Raw genomic sequence first — 17,975 nt, forward strand, 5'->3', positions numbered from 1 at the left:
CCTATATGACGCCGAACATGTTGTCCGATCGCCGTTGCATACCACGCTCTGACAGCCCGTATCGAACATGTCTCGCCATGGTCGTGATGAGTCTCGTTCTCCTGACCGGCTGTGCAGGATCACCTACCCCCAGCGAACGCTATACCCTGCCCGGTCCGGCGCCTGAGCACACGGCAGGCGCTGATGCCGAGCATGTCCTGTTGGTCGAGTCGCTCGATCTGGCCGAGTATCTGGATAACGAGGGTATCGTGCTGCAACTCGATGAACTGCGTCTCAACGAAGCGAGTCAACACTTGTGGGCCGAACGACTCGACCACCAACTCGAACGCGGGCTACGCCACCGCTTGGCCGAACGGCTCGACACGACGTACGTAGCGAGTGATGCCCGAGATATGAACCTGGCGACCGGGGAAGACGACGAGCGACACGTGGAGGTCGCGAAATTACGCATCGACGTCGACCGTTTTCAGGGCGATCAACACGGTTATGCCATCGCCGGTGGCCGTTGGCAGCTACGCAATACGCATGACCGTCTGATCGCCGCTCGTCCCTTCAATGTTCGCACGGAGCTCGAGCATGACGGTTATCCCGCTCTGGTCAGGGCGCTCGGGGCAAGTTGGGATGGTCTGGCCGACGAAATCGCCACTGTCGTGCGTGAACGATATCGACCCTCTGAATGAATCAGGCCAGGCGTGAGCGCAATCGTGACACTGCCTGACTGTGGAGTTGGCAGACACGTGATTCACTGACTTCAAGCACGGCGCCAATCTCCTTGAGGTTGAGTTCTTCCTGGTAATAAAGCCCCAATAGCAGTTTTTCGCGTTCCGGCAAGGCATTGATGGCATCGAGGAGTTGTTGCCGTTGCTCTCCATCAACCAGGGACGCAAACGGTGAGAGAGGCCCACTATCTCCCGCACTGGGTTCACCACCGTCACTGACGAGCTCTTCAAACGGCAAGAGCTGCCCTCCATTCGCGTCTCCCAGCAGTTGCTGATACTCCTCCAGTGCCAACCCCATGTCATCGGCGATCTCCCGCTCCTCCGGCGCCCGTCCCATTCGCTGCTCCAGACGTCGGATGCTTTCATCGATCGACCGGGCATTGCGCCTGACGCTACGCGGCACCCAATCACGACTGCGAAGCTCATCGATCATCGCACCGCGAATACGTTGGCTGGCATAGGTCGTGAAGGCTGCCCCCTGACCGGCATCATAACGGTTCAAGCAATCCAGCAGCCCCACCATGCCAGCCTGAATCAGATCGTCCAGTTCGACACTCGCAGGGAGTTTCACTTGCAGCGCCAGCGCCTGACGACGAACTATCGGCAGGTATTGTTCCAGCAACGCTTCCTGATCGATCTTGCCTTGTGCCGTATACATCTCTCTCGCCTTGGCCCCTGGCAACTTGCCGGGTCTGAGGAACATGAGCCATCAACGACTCATGAGTGCATTATTGCCGCCGAGACTGAGCGGCCATAGCGGGAATACCCCTATCGAACGGAGGCTTTTCATCGTTTTGCGGATATCGCAGTGGCAACACCGCTCGCTTGTCGCTAAGCTGACCGGCCACGCTCTGAGCGGAGATCACCATGTACGCCAAACCGAACGAGCATGAATTACACATCGCCGACTATCGATTACGAAACCGCTACCTGCTCGTCCGGCATGGACATAGTCAAGCCAATGCCTGTCACCGTATCGTCAGCGATCCCGCAAACGGTCTGACAACCGCCGGACTGTCACCATTGGGCATCACCCAACTCGACGAACTCATCGAAGGCTGGCACTGGCCCCTGCCATTACGGATCGTACATTCTGACTTCTTGCGTACAACTCAAACCGCTCAAATCCTGGCACATCACTTTGCGCTGCCCACCCGAACCGACCCACGGTTGCGCGAACGCCATTTCGGCGAACTGGAAGGCGAACCGGATCATCACTATGAATCCGTGTGGGCCTATGACCGGCACACTCCGTCACATTGCGAATTCGGCGTAGAAAGCCTGGAACATGTCGCTTCGCGCATGATGGCCGTTATCGAGGCGCTGGAAATCGAACATCATGGCGAGGTTCTGATGCTAGTCAGTCACGGCGACCCGTTACATATCCTGCTGACCCACATGGAACGGCGCCCCTTGACCGAACATCGTCAACGCCCGGCACTGGAACCCGCCAGCATCACGCTCCTGACAGGCGACTCTGAATCCGTTGATTCTTAGCCTCTATCGGAACTCAGCGATCAACTGCAACTGCGTTACCGACACGGCCGTTGCGCCGTCGGGCAAACGAAACCGGAACCACAACGGCTGTGTCGCCGATTTACCGGCCAGTGCATCACTTTGCCCCTGCTGCGAAGATAACGGTATACATTGAGCTGGATGACATAGCCACGCATCCACACGGTGTCCCGGAGCAATCGAAAACCGCCAGCGCACCGACTGAAGTCGATGCCCGGCGGCAATCTCCGATGAAGGTCGTATCCGCTCGCTGTCGGTCGCACGGCCAGCCACTGCGACACGCACCCCGGACGGTTCTCCCACCCAGCTTCCGGGCACGCCAAGTGCCACTGGACCCAGTGGTCCGACAAGCAAGCACGCCAGGCCCATCAGCGCCATGACATGCCACTTGAAACGACGCTTCGTCATTGCACTCATCATGTTCATCGTCTGGCCAGTACCAGCAGTTCAATGCCCAGAAACGACCCGGCAGCTTCTCTCAGATTATTGAGCAGCCCCCGGGACGAGGGAAAGCCTGGATGCACCGCCAATAGTCGACGCGGCCCTTCACGCAGACTCAACTGTTTCAACACGCGGTAGGCGCGACGAAAGCCATCCGGATCCTCATCCACCCACAATGCCCAGCGGGATTGTTGCTCGGCGAGTACTGCCAGGTGCGGCGTGTTAGCATCCAGCCCCACCACTCGCCATGCAGCAGGGTCACCGATCCATTGTTGTCCTGCGTCATGCCACTGCGCCAGCACATCGATGACCCGTTGTGTCTGGGCATTCGACGTATCCGGCAACCCGACCACCATCAGTGTCGTCGAGGCGTCACCGGTGCTTGACGATGGTGGAGACATCCTGGCTCGTTCACCAGCCCAGCGCCGCAGACCGGCAGCCTGATCCGTCCGAGAGTCCTGCATCTCGATAGCGTCATCGCTCATCACCGCTGGCTCGCCTCGCCGACTTGTCGTGCATCACTCGCCCTCGCACTGAAGGCATCGGCTCGAGGCCCACCCAGCTCCCGGAGGGCATCGTAGGCGACGAATGCCTGCAGTAACGCCTCCAATAAGCGCTTGGCGCGACGCTGGCGCTGGCCTCCCAGCAAGCTGAGCAGTCGCGCCCTGACATCCATGGCCCAAGGGGAATCATCCTGCTCGAGACGCACCGCAATGGAGGCAAGGCCGCTCGCCAACGATAACCTGAGGGACACATCGGCGCCCCCCATGCCGGCATCGTCGATGCCCTGCCACGCCTGCCTGGTCAGTGCCGGCAGTTCACCGTGAATCATTTGTCGCGCAATCAATGCACTACCCAGCTCACTATCGGGCGACGCCAGCCAGTAGCGTCGGCCCATTCGGCGGCCACTATCGGCATCGGTCAGCTCACCGAACCACGCCGTCAACCCTACACCGTCTTGCGCACGAGCATCGTCGAGCGTACCTGACGCAACCTCCAACGCCGACAGTTGCATGACAATCCGCCGCCCCCGATGCCTCAGCGTCAATGTCGTCACCGGCGATGCCAACGCTACCAACGACGCCATTGCCACTCGCTCGCTATCGCGCAGGACCTTGCTGTTATGTTGCGCCGCCGCGATCCAGGGCAATTGCCAGGCGGCCAACCACTCCATGATCGCCACCCCGGGACAACGGGCAAAGACATGTTCGGACACCCCCAGCGCATGGGATGCCCAGTCCAGGCGTTGTTCATCGGAGGCTGGCAAACGGTGGCGCTGCCAGCACAGCGGCAACGGGTTGCCAGCGCCATCCAGCATCTGCACGGGCATCGGCCACGCGCTTCCTGCATGCTGAACGGGCCCCCACAATAGTGTCATACCCGCACTCGACTCACCCGCTTCACGGGCCATGGGCAGGACCTTTCGTTCCAGGGACTGCCAGGCATCGGCCTGTTGTTGACGCGCTAAACCACATAGCGTCCAAGCCGCCTCAACGAGAGAGAACCCGGTGATCTCACGACGCAGTGAATCGAACGCTGCCGTCAACGCGCGCCCCTGTCCGAGCAACCCTCGTGACAGCCGTTGCAACTGCGCACCTTGCACACTCATCTGTTCGGCATCGGGCGAATATGGCGAGTCACCGGCCGCTGACAGGGCCTGCTCGATGAGCGCCCGGCCATCGGCAAGAGCCAGATCCTCGGGCACCTGCTGGCCATACGAGACATAATGTAGCGTCAATCCGTGCCGCATGATGCTATCCAGCACCGGGCCAAGCCGTGCCGCTTCATCATGCTTGGTCAGGATACAGTGGTGGAGACTGCCGCCGGCACCGCTAACCGCCTGCTTATACGTCGTCACGACGTCCTCGAGGGTGTCTCCCTGACTGGCAGCATTCAGAAGCAGCATCAGGTGTACGGGAATCACGCGATCATCGTTGACGGAACGCAGACGGGCCAGATCGGCGATTTGTCGTACCAACCGCTGGTCGCGCTGGCTCATGCCCACCGTATCGATGATGATCAGCGCCTTGTCGGCCAAGCGAGTCAGTTGCGAACTCAAGTCGGCCTCACTGTCGAGTGCGTACACCTCGATACCCAGCAAATCGGCATAGATGCGCAACTGCTCATGCGCACCGACACGGTACCCGTCAGTCGTCACCAGCGCGACATGTTCACTGCCGTGCTGCATGACATACCGGGAGGCCAGCTTGGCCGTCGTCGTCGTCTTGCCTACCCCCGTCGGCCCGACCAAGGCAACGATACCGCCACTATCCAGCAACGGGATATCACTGTCCGGCGTCCGCAAGGATGACATCAGTTGTCGGATCAGCCAGTCATCCAGGCCTGGATCATCGACAGGCAGTTGGGCTATCTCGTCAGGCAGCATTGCCAGCACATCGTCACTCAAGGCCACGCTGAATCCGGCACTGACCAGGCGATGACGCAGGCGAGACACCACGGACGATACGTCGGCAGCGTTGTCCGTTCCCTGACGACTCAGCATCGCCCGCATGTCTTGCATTTCACCCAGCAACTGGCGGCTCAAGGCAGCAAAATCATGATGACCGGGGAAGTCACTCTCTACAACGGAAGGCTGCGCTGCCGATGGTATCGAGCTCGCAGGCGCCGCGTCGTCCTGGACCGTCGCTCTGACAGGTTCGGATGCCGATATCGTTGATTCTTCCGCATTGGCAGATGACGTCATGCGTCCATGGTCTGCATCGGCCAGGGCGAGGACCTCGACGCCCTCGTCGGTGCGCCGATTGGAGAGAATGAGCGCATCATCTCCCAGAGCGGCGCGAACTTCACGCATTGCCTCGCGGCTATTGTCACCTACGAAACGCCGGACACTCATTCACGACCTCCTACCAGGCTGGTCACGCGCAGGGTTCGATCATCAGGGATTTCCGCTTGAGACATGACGACCAGGTGCCGCATGCGTCGACGCAGGAATCGGGCCAGTAAGGCACGCAGCGAATGCTGAACGACCAGCACAGGAGGCTCGCCGGACTTTTCCTGACGCTGCAGGGCCGCTTCGGTCTGCTGCATCAGATTATCGGCCAGCCCCGGTTCCAATGCACCGCCACTATTCATGGCCTGCATCAGGACCTGTTCGAGTTGCGCATCGAGTCCCATAACATGCATTTCGCCACTGCCCGGGAACCATTGCTGAGTAATGGCCCGACCAAGCGCAACCCGAATTTGAGCCGTCAATTCGTTAGGATCCGTTTGATGGGGAGCATGCTCGGCCAACGTATCCATGATGGTACGCATGTCCCGTATCGACACTTCCTCGTCGAGCAGGTTTTGCAGGATACGCTGCAGGACCGTTAGCGAAATTGCCTTGGGCACGACTTCCTCGACCAGCGACTTCTGGTCTTCGCCCAACTTGTCGAGCAACTGCTGCACTTCCGCACGCCCCAGCATCTCGCTGGCATGCCGATGCAACAAGTGGTTGAGATGCGTTGCTACCACAGTGCTCGCATCCACGACGGTATAGCCATAGACCTGTGCGTGTTCACGCTGACCGCTGTCGATCCACACCGCCGGCAAGCCGAAGGCAGGATCCTCGGTCGGCGTACCGTCGACATGACCTGACACCTGCCCCGGATCGATTGCCAGCCACTTGCCCGGGTACGCCTCTGCCTGACCGATTTCGACCCCTTTCAAAGCGATCGCGTAACTATTGGCACCGAGTTCGAGATTGTCACGTATGTGCACCACGGGCGGCAGAAACCCCACTTCCTGGGCAAACTTCTTGCGCACGCTCTTGATGCGAGCCAGCAATTCGCCTTCCTGTCGGTGGTCTACCAGAGGAATCAAGCGGTGTCCGACCTCCAGTCCGAGCGTATCGACCAATTGAACGTCATCCCAGCTCGCTTCAGGCGCTTCTGGAGGTGGCGGCGGTTCCGCCTGGGTCGCCGATTCGACCAACTCACGCTCCTGTCGACGCATCAGATACCAAGCCAGAGACCCCAGCAGTACAGTGAAAATCAAGAAGACCAGGTTGGGCATCCCGGGAACCAGACCCAGTAACCCCATGACAGCCGCTGCAAGGATCAGTACCTGCGGATTGACGAACAACTGCCCCATCATCTGTTGCCCGACATCCTGATCGGTAGTGACGCGTGACACCGTCACGCCGGCGGCAGTGGAAATGACCAGAGCGGGGATCTGCGCCACCAGTCCATCGCCGATCGTCAATAGGGTGTAGGTCTGAGCGGCGTTGGTGAAGCTGAGATCGTGCTGCAGCATGCCGATCAGCAGCCCCCCGATGACGTTCACGATCATGATGATCAAACCCGCAACCGCATCGCCACGCACGAATTTACTGGCCCCATCCATCGACCCGTAGAAATCGGCTTCCTGGGCTACATCGGAACGCCGCTGGCGCGCGTCCTCCTCACCGATCAACCCGGCGTTGAGATCGGCATCGATCGCCATCTGCTTGCCTGGCATGGCATCGAGCATGAAGCGCGCACCCACTTCCGCGATGCGCCCCGCGCCTTTGGTAATGACCATGAAGTTGATGATCACGAGAATCATGAAGACGACCAGCCCGACAGCGAAATTCCCACCGACCAGGAAGGAGCCGAAGGCTTCGATCACTTTACCGGCTGCATCGCCCCCCTGATGCCCTTCCATCAACACGACGCGGGTCGACGCCACGTTCAATGACAGGCGAAGCAACGTGGTGAAAAGCAACACGGCCGGAAATGCGGCAAAGTCCAATGGCTTCTGAGTGAACATGCTAACCAACAGCACCATCACCGCCATGGCTATGTTGAACGTAAACAGCAGATCAAGCAGGAAAGGCGGCAACGGCAGGATCATCATGGCCAGAATCATGATGATCAGTACCGGTCCGGCCAGCAGTTTCATGCGGACGTCATTCATCCAGTCATGACGTCCCAGATAATCGCGTAACGCACTCATCGAGGCTCCTCGCTTGATTCATCGCCTGATGCTCCTCCGGTACGAGGACCATCCATCGCCGCCGGTACCGGCAAGTCACCGGGAGTATCAGGCACATCGCCACCATCCTGCTGTACCCGTTTGAGTCGAAATGCCCATGCCAGCACCTCGGCGGTCGCCGTATACAGGTCGACCGGAATCTCCTGATCGAGATCGACATTGTGATAAAGCGCTCGCGCCAGTGGCGGCGCCTCCAGACGAGGTATGGCATGTTCATCACCGAGCTCGCGGATGTTGGCCGCCACGGTATCGGCGCCTTTGGCCACCACGCGCGGCGCCGACATGTGGCTGTCCTCGTACTGCAAGGCCACGGCATAATGCGAAGGGTTCGTCACGATGACATCCGCTTCCGGCACCTTGCTCATCATCCGCCCCCGCGCCATGGCCTGTTGTTGGGAACGAATCCGTGCCTTGACTTGAGGATCCCCCTCGGATTCCTTGTGCTCGCGCTTGATTTCATCCTTGGTCATGCGCAGTTTCTTGTTGTGGCTCCACAGTTGGAACGGCACATCGATCAAGATCACCACGACCAGCATCAGCACCATCAGACCACACGCCATGGCCGCCATGTTCAAGGCGGTAGCGACGCCCTGTTGAACCGGCTGATCCATCAGCGACATGTACTTGCCCTTATTGAAAAACAAGAAGGACAAGCCAACGCCTCCCACCAATCCGGACTTGGCGATCCCCTTGGCCAGCTCGGCTAGCGCTTGTGACGAAAAAATCCGTTTGATGCCCTTGAAAGGGTTGAGCTTACCGAGTTGTGGCTTGAGCGACTTGGCCGAAATCAACCAACCACCGAGCAGAGCCGGCGCCACCAATGCCAGCACCCCGAGCAACAGAAACAGCGGTAACATGATCTTCAAGGTGCGCTGGCCAAGCTCCCACGCTGCAATGAGCATGGACTCATCCTGAAAGGCCTGGCGTCGTTCGAACAGGAAGGCTTGCTCCATGACCAGGCCCAATTGATCCTGCAGCAACGAGCCCATCGACCAGAATCCGGCGACCCCACCCAGTAGCAACATGAACGTGGTCAACTCGCGCGAGCGCGCAACCTGGCCCTCTTCACGGGCTTTCTCCAAGCGTCGCGGCGTCGGGTCTTCGGTCTTTTCCTGATCGTCTTCTTCGGCCATGGCCCGTTTATCAGTTCAGGCTGGAATTAGGACATCGGGCATTATCGGAAAAGATCGGCAACGGCAATACGCCGAACAGCGTGACGAATCGTGCGCTAATTCACGATTGCCACGTGCTCGGCATCAAGGTGGGAAGCAATAACCGCAGGTGGATCAAAAGCCCAGCTCGTCGAGCAGGTCGTCCACCTGATCCTGAGAGTTAACGACATCCTCTCCCTCAGGTTTGACTTGCGGGCCGTTCAGCAATGACTCCTCGCGCTGCTCGTCAGCCTTCCATTGACCTTCGGCACGCTTCTGCATCGCTTCACGCCCTTCACTCTCAGGGACACTATCGAGCAGCACTTGAACCAACTGATGTTCGATCTCACGGATCACATCCATCATTTTCTTGATCACCTGGCCGGTCAGGTCCTGAAAATCCTGGGCCATCATGATTTCCATCAACTCGGCATTGGTAGCCTGTGTCTGCGCGGGGACGTTACCGAGATAGGCGCGCGTATCGTTGACCAACTCCTTGGCCTGATCCAGCTCGATGGGATCGGCGAACCATGCCTGCCAGCGTTCATCGAGTGCCTGGGCCTGGGCCCCCATATCATCCTGAATGGGTTGAGCCCGATCGATGGCATTCAATGCTCGCTCAGCCGCCTGCTCCGTCATGGAACCCACATAACTCAGGCGATCACGGGCGTCCGGAATAGCCTCAGCAGCACGCTCGATCTCCTTGTCCAACCCAAGCTCGCGCATGTTTTCACGCAGCATACGTGTCAAATGACCGATACGCTGGACAAGCTCATCCTGAGCATTCGGTTGCGATGCATCCTGTGAATTATCACTCATGACCATTTCCTCTTGAGGCCGTTACTTGCCCAGCTTCTCGAAGATCTTGTTCAGCTTCTCTTCAAGCGTGGCGGCGGTGAACGGCTTTACCACGTAGCCATTCGCCCCGGCTTGGGCAGCCGCAATGATGTTTTCCTTCTTGGCCTCGGCAGTCACCATCAACACAGGCAGTTCCTTCAGGGCATCATCCTCACGGATCTGCTTCAGCATTTCCAGGCCATCCAGATTGGGCATGTTCCAATCGGAAACGACGAATTCGAAATTACCGTTCTTGAGCTTGGACAGACCATCCTGGCCATCCTCGGCTTCCTCGACATTGGTGAACCCCAATTCCTTGAGTAGGCTACGTACTATCCGCCTCATGGTCGGAAAGTCATCCACCACCAAGATGCTCATGTTTTTGTCGGCCATTGCTGCTCCTCGTTACTTCATCGCAAGTAGGCGTGACCGACCCCATGTCGGCCACGAACTGGTCAAAATTCTTCCCAATCGTCTTCAGTGACAGTGTCTTGTTGCTTCGCTGGTTGCGAAGCGGACCGAGTCTGCAGACCGCGTTGGCCAGATGTCGGCTCGTTTTGTTGTTGACTCTCTTCCTGAGACACAGTATCGCCTGGACGGCCGTCCTCACGTCGCGTTGACCCGGAAGAAGTCGACAGTCCCTTCTTCTCTCCCGCTAGCCGGAAGACCGAGACGGCTTGCTCGAGGCGATTGGCCTGCTCTTCCAGCGATACGGCTGCCGTGGCTGCCTCTTGCACGAGAGCCGCGTTCTGCTGAGTGACCTGGTCCATCTGGTTGACTGCATGGCTGACCTGCTCGATACCGTCGCTCTGCTCCTGCGATGCAGACGAGATCTCGTCCATGATGTCGGTGACTCGTCTGACCGAGGCAACGACTTCCGTCATCGTCTCTCCTGCCTGTTCGACCAGATTCGATCCTTCCTGGACCTGAGTCACGGACGTATCGATCAACTCCTTGATTTCCTTGGCCGCCGATGCGCTACGTCCCGCCAGGTTCCGAACCTCGCCGGCAACCACGGCGAACCCACGCCCCTGTTCTCCTGCACGCGCCGCCTCGACGGAAGCATTCAGTGCCAGGATATTGGTCTGAAAGGCAATGGAGTCGATCATTCCGGTAATGTCGGCAATTTGCTGAGAGCTACCGGAAATACCATGCATTGTCTTGATGACACGATCGACCACTTCTCCGCCACGTTCGGCAGTACTCGACGCGTCGGTCGCCAGACCGCTGGCCTGACGCGCATTGTCGGCGTTCTGTTTCACCGTGGTGGTCAACTGCTCCATGCTGGTAGCCGTTTCCTGCAGCGACGAGGCCTGTTGTTCGGTCCGCGATGACAGGTCCGAGTTGCCGGTAGCAATTTCACGGGTACCGACATGGATGGAGTTACTACTGTCACGAACCGTCGCAACCGTTTTGCTCAGTCCCTGCTGCATCTTTTGCATGGCGCGGAACAGTTGCGAGATCTCGTTGCGACCATTCACCCGAATATCATGGGAAAGGTCTGCCTCGGAGATGGCTTCCAGGTTCGTTACGGCCTCGCGGAGCGGCTGAATGACCAACTTTCGCAGTCCCAGATAAATCAATACCAGCAACAGGACCGTAACACCGATGACAGCAAGACCGATCCATTGAAAACGCTCGACTTGTCCCTCGTAACCCGCCATTTGCTCATCGCCACGCCGATTGGCGTATCTGACGAACTCAGTCATGTTCGCTGCCAACGCTTCCGTCGGCTCCTGCAATCCTTCACGCAACTCGTTGTAAAGCGGGGTGTTCGCCTGCTCGAGAGCCTCGACCTGCTCAGCGACTACGTCAAAGATCCCATCGAAATTCGACTGGATTGTCGTCGCCAATTCGCGCCCCTGGTCCGTCTTGGGCGTATCGACGAAGTTCTGGTAACGCGCCTGCGAGCGTTCCAGCTTGTCCTTGGCCTTGGCCAGTTCCGCCTGGGAAAGATCCATCCGCCCCAACATGATGTGATTCGAAGCGATCTCCAGACTGATACGAGTCGAGTTGAGCAGTGCGTCGGCGCGGTTGATTTCGTTCAACTGCTCGACATTGATCTGATTGATCGTCTGCAGCGACTCATCGGCCGAACGATTGGCGACATAGCCAAGCGACGCAATGATGGCAATGAACAGCGCAAAGCAGAGCAGTACGCAGCTCATCGCGACATTGATACTCAAGTTGCGTAGTAGTGATCTCATGCCGACAGTTCCTCTTTACCGTTATCGTTATCAGTTTGCTGTCTACCCGCTTCGCTCAGACGCGTTGCGCGCGCCCCGAATCGGCAGCCAGTTTCATCAGGCGCGGCGCGATATCCTCAAGCGACACCACGTCATCGACCCCACCCAGCGCGACCGCTTCACGCGGCATACCGAATACCACGCAGCTCGCTTCATTCTGAGCGACCGTACGCGCACCGGCCTTTTTCATTTCCAGCAAACCCGCTGCGCCATCCTTGCCCATACCGGTGAGCAGAACCCCAATGGCATTACGGCCGGCGACTTGCGCAGCCGAGTGAAACAGCACATCGACCGAAGGTCGGTGGCGGTTGACAGGCGCACCGTCATCCAGCTTCACGACGTAATTCGCACCACTACGCCCCAGCTTGAGATGCGTGTCGCCCGGCGCGATATAGGCATGTCCGGGCAGGATACGCTCACCTTCCTGCGCTTCCTTGACCGTGATACGGCATAACTTGTCGAGCCGTTCAGCGAAGGATCGTGTGAAACCACCCGGCATATGCTGGGTAATCAATACTGCCGGGGAGTTGGGTGGCAGCGGTTCCAGGACACTACGAATCGCTTCGGTTCCGCCGGTGGAAGCACCGATGATCAACAGTTTTTCACTGGAAATCATCGGTGCCTCCACCGCCTTGGGCGCCGGCTTGTCCTTACGCCGTGCCTGGCGAGGCCGCGAACGAGCAGCGGCGCGAATCTTGTCGCCGATCAGCTCGCCGTACTCCATCATTCCACTACGAATTCCCAGTGATGGCTTGGCAAGAAAATCCACGGCACCAAGCTCCAACGCCCTCAACGTCACTTCCGACCCTGCCTGGGTCAGCGACGACACCATCAGTACCGGCATGGGGCGTAGCCGCATCAGCCGTTCGAGGAAATCCAGCCCATCCATGCGCGGCATTTCGACGTCCAGCGTCAGCACATCGGGATTGTGTTGCTTGATCAAATCCCTGGCAGCCAGGGGGTCCGGAGCCACGGCGACGACTTCCATGTCGGCATGGCTATTGATGATTTCGGTCATCAGGTCACGAATCAACGCCGAGTCATCGACGCAAAGGACCTTGATTTTCGCTGCGCTCAAGGCGTATCTCCTTTCCATTGTCGCAACGCCCAGCCAATGGCGTGACGCGCATCCGATATAGGCGATATCGGCCAACGTACCGATGTCTTTAATCAAACCGACAAAGAAAATGGCCCATGAAGCATCATGGGCCGAGGGAGGAGGGAAAATGACGTACTTGAGACGTCGCTAAGCTTACCGTGGCGATAGCACGTAAATCGTCTGACCACGCAAGCGAAAACGTTGGCTGATATAGGAGAAGTTTTCCGAGTGGCCAGCAAAAAGCAGCCCGTCAGGCTTCAACAAAGGGGCGAAGCGGTCGAGAATGCGTGCCTGTGTCTCCTTGTCGAAGTAGATCATGGTATTGCGACAGAAGATGGCATCGAATGGCCCCTTTACCGGCCACTCACTGGACAATAGATTCAATGTCTGGAATTCGACCAATGCCGATACCTCCGGACGCACGCGCGCCAGCCCCAGACGTTCACCGCTCCCCTTGAGAAAGAATCGCTTGATGCGCGACTCGTCCAGCTTACGCACCTGCTCCATGGGATAAATGCCGGCACGCGCGCGTTCCAATGCTTCGGTGTCGATATCCGTGCCTACCACTTCAGCATCCTTGGCACGGTCCCCCAATGTTTCGATCAGGGTCATGGCGATCGAATATGGCTCTTCCCCCGTCGAAGCAGCAGCACTCCAGACACGAATGGGGCCGCGCCGCTTCGCTACGTGCTCGGCGAGCTGGGGGAAGTGATGCGACTCACGAAAGAACGCCGTCAGGTTGGTCGTCAAGGCATTGGTGAACGACTCCCACTCACGCGCTGCCGGCTGCTTCTCGAGTCTTGCCAGATAATCACTGAAGCGTGTGAGTCCATGATGACGCAAGCGCTTCGCCAGCCGGCTATAGACCATCTCCCGCTTGTGCTCGGCCAACACGATACCGGCGCGTTGATAGATCAGCTCCCGGATGCGCGCGAAGTCAGCGTCGGTCAAGACAAGATCGCGCTCCAGCATGCTGGACACCGGCCAAGACTGGGTCGATGGCTGTTCCGGGGGTATCTGATTCAAAATTCCTCCCACTCATCCGTCGCCGAGGCGAGTTGACGCTGCCCTGATGCGCTCTCTTGCGAGAATTCTGCGTCATTATTCTCGATCCGCTTGGCACCCCGCTCAACCTGCGCCACGCGCTCGTTGGCCTGAGCCGCCTGCCGTTTCGTGCTCTTGACCTCTGCCTTGGCCTCCTTGGCGGTCTCCGCACCACTGCCGGACAAACGGAACGCTGCAACGGCATTGGACAACATCAAGGCCTGATTTTCCAGGTCGGCCGCAGCACGCGCGGATGACTGCACGCGCTCGGCGTTCTGCTGGGTGACTTCATCCATCTGCGCAATCGCCTGGTTGATCTGGCTCAAGCCACTACTCTGCTCTTCAGAGGCCGCAGTGATCTCGCCCATGATGTCATTGACCTGCTGCGAGGAGGACACGACTTCGCCGATAGAACTTTCGGCACGCTTGACCAGCGAGGCCCCGCTATCGATCTCGTGCGCGGAACTGTCGATCAATTCACGAATATCCTTGGCGGCATCGGCGCTACGCCCAGCCAGACTACGCACTTCACCGGCAACCACCGCGAAACCGCGTCCTTGTTCGCCGGCTCGCGCAGCCTCGACCGACGCATTCAGTGCCAGAATATTGGTCTGAAACGCGATAGAGTCGATCAAACCAATGATTTCAGTCATCTTCTTCGAGCTTGCGGTAATGCGCTCCATGGTATCGACGACCTGATTCATCAACTCGCCGCTCTCACCCACACTCGAGGCATTATTGACTGCCAGTTGACTTGCCTGGCGGGCATTGTCGGCATTCTGACGCACGGTTCCGGTCATCTGCTCCATGCTAGAGGCGGTTTCCTGTAGCGATGCCGCCTGCTCTTCGGTGCGCGACGACAGATCGTCGTTGGCAGAGGCTATATCGCGAGCAGCCGGCGTCACGACCGAGACACCGGAATTGACATCACTGACGATACTGCCCAGGCAACTTTTCATGACGTTCAGGGCGTTCATCAGGCGCCCCACTTCATCACGCCCCCGGCGAGGTGCCTTGGCCCCCAGATTTCCAGCCGCCATTTGCAGCGTGAAATGCATGGATTCCCGCAACGGCTTGAGCAACGCCCGAATGGTCAGGCCGCCCAGCAGGATCAGTAATGCCATCCCGACGACGAGAAGTGCCACCTGCACCATCACCAGGCGCTGCTGGTCATCGCGGGCAGCCACCGCAAGTTCGCGGGCATCTTCCTGCTTATCCGCCACCATCTCGCTGATCCGATCGCGCAGGACGTTGCCTTCATCCACCAGGATATCGTTGTAGGCAGTGTAGGCACCGTAATAATCATCTCCGGTCATTCCCTGAAGTACCGTCATCATGCCATCGTCGACGTATCGTCTCAGACTCTCGGTGAAGGCCTCGGTCGCATCGTTGCGATTGACATCGCGAGACATATACTCGCTCCACAACGTATCGATACGCTCGGCGGTCTCCTCGACGTCGCTGCTCATGGCCTGAACTTCATCCGCACGGGGCGCATCGATATGCTCGCCCAGCATATCCCGGCCACTCACCATCGAGCGCTCGAGCTGCTGCAAGCGTGCCACGTCGGTGAGACCGTTCTCATTGAGTTGCTGCAGGCGTTTACCGGCCTCATTCTGGGCAAAGATTCCCAGGCCACCGCTCGCCACCAGCAAGACGGCCGCCAATCCGATGATCGAGATCAACCGCGCCCGCGTCGTACTCAGATTCAAGCGACTGAGCCACCCATGGACACCACGGCGTTGCAGGGTGCCCCGCGCCAATCGATAGCCTGTCTTCCTGCCCTCTCGCATTTGCGCATAAACACGTTCAGCGCGTACCACTTCCCTGGCATCGGCCTTGACACGGACCGAGGCGTACCCCTGGACTGCCCCCTCTTCCACGATCGGCGTCACACTGGCCCGAACCCAGTAATAATCGCCGTTCTTACGACGATTCTTGACCAGGCCCTCCCAGGTTTCTCCGGCCTTGAGAGTCGACCAGAAATTATCGAACGCCTGAGTCGGCATATCGGGATGCCGCACGATATTATGCGGTGCACCAATCAACTCCTCACGAGAAAAGCCGCTCACTTCCACAAAGGCCGGATTGGCATACGTGATACGCCCCTTGAGGTCGGTACGCGATATCAGGAAATCATCGTCCTGTAACTCATACTCTCGGTGGGTGACCGGTTGGTTGTTCCGCATGATACCTATCCTGTAACTGAATTGATGATGATTGGCTAACGCTTAAAACGCTTCCCACTCTGTCTCGAGACGCTCGCTACTGGCACGTTCCAGCCGACCGGACGCCGCCTGTCTCGGCTGAGGAAGCGATGCCGAGGAAGTCCTGGGAGCGTCATGTCCTGATTGGGCGTCGGCATCTGCCAGGCGGAAGAACGAGACCGCATCACGCAGTTGCTTGGCTTCGGTTTCCAGCTCTACCGCAGAGCCGGCCGCTTGCTGAACGAGCGAGGCATTCTGTTGCGTCACCTGATCCATCTGCGTCACGGCGTCATTGACCTGTGCGATGCCATGACTCTGTTCCTGGGAGGCAGATGCGATTTCATCCATGATGTCGGTTACCCGTTGAACGGAAGCGACGACTTCATTCATCGTCTTGCCGGCCTGATCCACGAGCGAGCTTCCCGCGGCTACCTTGGCCGCCGACGCCTCAATCAATTCGCGGATTTCCTTGGCGGCCTCGCTACTACGGCTGGCCAGGTTACGTACTTCCCCCGCCACGACGGCGAACCCACGCCCTTGCTCACCGGCTCGTGCCGCTTCGACCGAAGCGTTGAGCGCGAGAATGTTGGTTTGGAACGCGATGGAATCGATGACCTGGATAATATCGGCAACCTTCTGCGATCGCTGATCGATCTCTTGCATGGTCTCGATCACTTCACCCACCACATTCCCGCCTCGTGTTGCAGTCTGCGATGCGTCAGTAGCGAGTTGGCTGGCCTGCCGGGCATTGTCGGCGTTCTGGCTGACGGTCGAGGTCAACTCATCCATGCTGGACGCCGTTTCTTCCAGCGATGCGGCCTGTTGTTCAGTGCGAGCCGACAAGTCGCCATTACCTTGTGCGATGCTTTGCGACCCTTCATGGATTGTCTGGCCACTGCGCCGCACCGTAGCCACGATGCCGCCCAAACTACGCTGCATATCGGCCAGGGAGGAAAATAAGCGGCCGATTTCATTATTGCCTCGCTGCTCGACAGGTTGAGACAAGTCGCCCTTGGCGATCCTGTCGAAATGGTCAACGACACGATTTAGCGGGCGAATGACATTGGCAGTCACCCCCCAGAGAACGACCGCTACCGTGAGAGCCGAGATTACCAAGGCGACGATGATCGCCCACTGCAGAAGAGATGCAACGCCGAAGAAGTTTTCGTTAAGCGCGTGTCCTTCGCCCTCGACTGTCTGGAAAAAATCGACGGCATCCTGATAGAAACGGTCGTTCAATTCGCCCGCTTGCTCGAGATGGCTGTTGTATTCCGTCAGTCCATAGCCGGTCAGAGCTTGCTGCTGCGGCCATAAAGCCTCTTCCATGAGCGCCTTGAAACTGGCTTCGACCTCGTCGATCAGGCGCTCATGATCGTCTCTGGCAGGCAGTGCCAGAAACTCCTCCATGATCGATGATGCGTCGGTCAGTTCCTCTTCGACGGCTTCAGCGCGAGCCAGGGCGGCTTCGCGATCCTCCTGCGTCGTCGCACTTTCCAACGCCTCATATATCTCGGCCATTTCCAACCGGGCGTGCATCATGGTCGAATTGACCCGGTTGAGTGACGATTGCTGATTCACATTGACTGCATCGAAACGAGCCAAGGACGTCTCGCTGTAATCGACCGCATACAGGCCCAAGCCGCTCAACACCATCACGAGCAGGGCAAAGACCACCAGAACGAGTGCCCAACTCATGCGTACCGTCATGTTATCGAGTAACTTCACGTCTATCCCTTAAAATC

At 58.4% G+C, this 17,975-nt stretch carries 15 protein-coding genes; 2 read left to right on the forward strand and 13 right to left on the reverse strand.

The genetic code is table 11. From position 1 onward, the window contains the following. Nucleotides 1-5: 5 nt before the first annotated feature. Entirely contained in the window at nt 6-680 is a 675-nt protein-coding gene (locus FVV99_RS10965) for a PqiC family protein (protein WP_236645378.1), read from the forward strand. 1 nt (nt 681) lies between these two features. Here FVV99_RS10965 and FVV99_RS10970 read toward each other — a convergent pair whose 3' ends face one another. Continuing rightward, nucleotides 682-1,377, reverse strand: a complete 696-nt coding sequence (locus FVV99_RS10970; protein ID WP_148254204.1) for an RNA polymerase sigma factor FliA — start codon at nt 1,375-1,377, stop codon at nt 682-684. A 209-nt stretch (nt 1,378-1,586) separates the two neighbouring features. Between FVV99_RS10970 and FVV99_RS10975 the strand changes: the two genes are divergently transcribed. Further along, nucleotides 1,587-2,216, forward strand: coding sequence for a histidine phosphatase family protein (locus tag FVV99_RS10975; RefSeq protein ID WP_148254111.1), 630 nt, complete (start codon nt 1,587-1,589; stop codon nt 2,214-2,216). Between the two features lie 3 nt (nt 2,217-2,219). Here the strand turns inward: FVV99_RS10975 and FVV99_RS10980 are convergent, their stop codons facing one another. The 12 genes from FVV99_RS10980 to FVV99_RS18940 all read right to left on the reverse strand — a co-directional run bounded on the left by FVV99_RS10980 (nt 2,220) and on the right by FVV99_RS18940 (nt 17,958). Next, entirely contained in the window at nt 2,220-2,642 is a 423-nt protein-coding gene (locus FVV99_RS10980) for a flagellar protein FlhE (protein WP_161598991.1), read from the reverse strand. A gap of 14 nt (nt 2,643-2,656) precedes the next feature. Continuing rightward, nucleotides 2,657-3,160, reverse strand: coding sequence for a hypothetical protein (locus FVV99_RS10985; protein WP_148254113.1), 504 nt, complete (start codon nt 3,158-3,160; stop codon nt 2,657-2,659). Beyond that, nucleotides 3,160-5,529, reverse strand: a complete 2,370-nt coding sequence (gene flhF / locus FVV99_RS10990; protein ID WP_148254114.1) for a flagellar biosynthesis protein FlhF — start codon at nt 5,527-5,529, stop codon at nt 3,160-3,162. Before flhF ends, FVV99_RS10985 begins: the two co-directional genes overlap by 1 nt. After that, nucleotides 5,526-7,610, reverse strand: coding sequence for a flagellar biosynthesis protein FlhA (gene flhA, locus FVV99_RS10995; RefSeq protein WP_148254115.1), 2,085 nt, complete (start codon nt 7,608-7,610; stop codon nt 5,526-5,528). The genes flhF and flhA overlap by 4 nt, the downstream gene beginning before the upstream one ends. Further along, nucleotides 7,607-8,782 (reverse strand): flagellar biosynthesis protein FlhB, encoded by a 1,176-nt coding sequence (gene flhB, locus FVV99_RS11000; RefSeq protein ID WP_148254116.1) that lies wholly within the window; start codon nt 8,780-8,782, stop codon nt 7,607-7,609. Before flhB ends, flhA begins: the two co-directional genes overlap by 4 nt. A 153-nt stretch (nt 8,783-8,935) precedes the next feature. After that, nucleotides 8,936-9,619, reverse strand: a complete 684-nt coding sequence (gene cheZ, locus FVV99_RS11005) for a protein phosphatase CheZ (protein ID WP_148254117.1) — start codon at nt 9,617-9,619, stop codon at nt 8,936-8,938. Between the two features lie 21 nt (nt 9,620-9,640). Beyond that, nucleotides 9,641-10,030 (reverse strand): chemotaxis response regulator CheY, encoded by a 390-nt coding sequence (cheY, locus tag FVV99_RS11010; protein ID WP_148254118.1) that lies wholly within the window; start codon nt 10,028-10,030, stop codon nt 9,641-9,643. Between the two features lie 62 nt (nt 10,031-10,092). Next, the gene (locus tag FVV99_RS18995) at nt 10,093-11,844 is read right to left on the reverse strand and encodes a methyl-accepting chemotaxis protein (protein ID WP_148254119.1); all 1,752 of its coding nucleotides are present in this window, start codon (nt 11,842-11,844) and stop codon (nt 10,093-10,095) included. 55 nt (nt 11,845-11,899) lie between these two features. Further along, nucleotides 11,900-12,961 carry a protein-glutamate methylesterase/protein-glutamine glutaminase gene (locus FVV99_RS11020; RefSeq protein WP_148254120.1) on the reverse strand — a complete coding sequence of 354 codons (1,062 nt, stop codon included), beginning with the start codon at nt 12,959-12,961 and terminating at the stop codon, nt 11,900-11,902. A 174-nt stretch (nt 12,962-13,135) separates the two neighbouring features. Then, on the reverse strand, nt 13,136-13,954 hold the full coding sequence (locus tag FVV99_RS11025) for a CheR family methyltransferase (protein WP_148254205.1): 819 nt from the start codon (nt 13,952-13,954) through the stop codon (nt 13,136-13,138). A gap of 50 nt (nt 13,955-14,004) precedes the next feature. Next, nucleotides 14,005-16,215, reverse strand: coding sequence for a methyl-accepting chemotaxis protein (locus tag FVV99_RS11030; protein ID WP_148254121.1), 2,211 nt, complete (start codon nt 16,213-16,215; stop codon nt 14,005-14,007). 42 nt (nt 16,216-16,257) lie between these two features. Then, complete coding sequence (locus FVV99_RS18940; protein ID WP_161598992.1) at nt 16,258-17,958, reverse strand: methyl-accepting chemotaxis protein; 1,701 nt, start codon at nt 17,956-17,958, stop codon at nt 16,258-16,260. Between the last annotated feature and the right edge of the window lie 17 nt (nt 17,959-17,975).

The sequence above is a fragment of the Aidingimonas lacisalsi genome (assembly GCF_008079445.1).
GTDB classification, from domain to species: Bacteria; Pseudomonadota; Gammaproteobacteria; order Pseudomonadales; family Halomonadaceae; genus Aidingimonas; species Aidingimonas lacisalsi.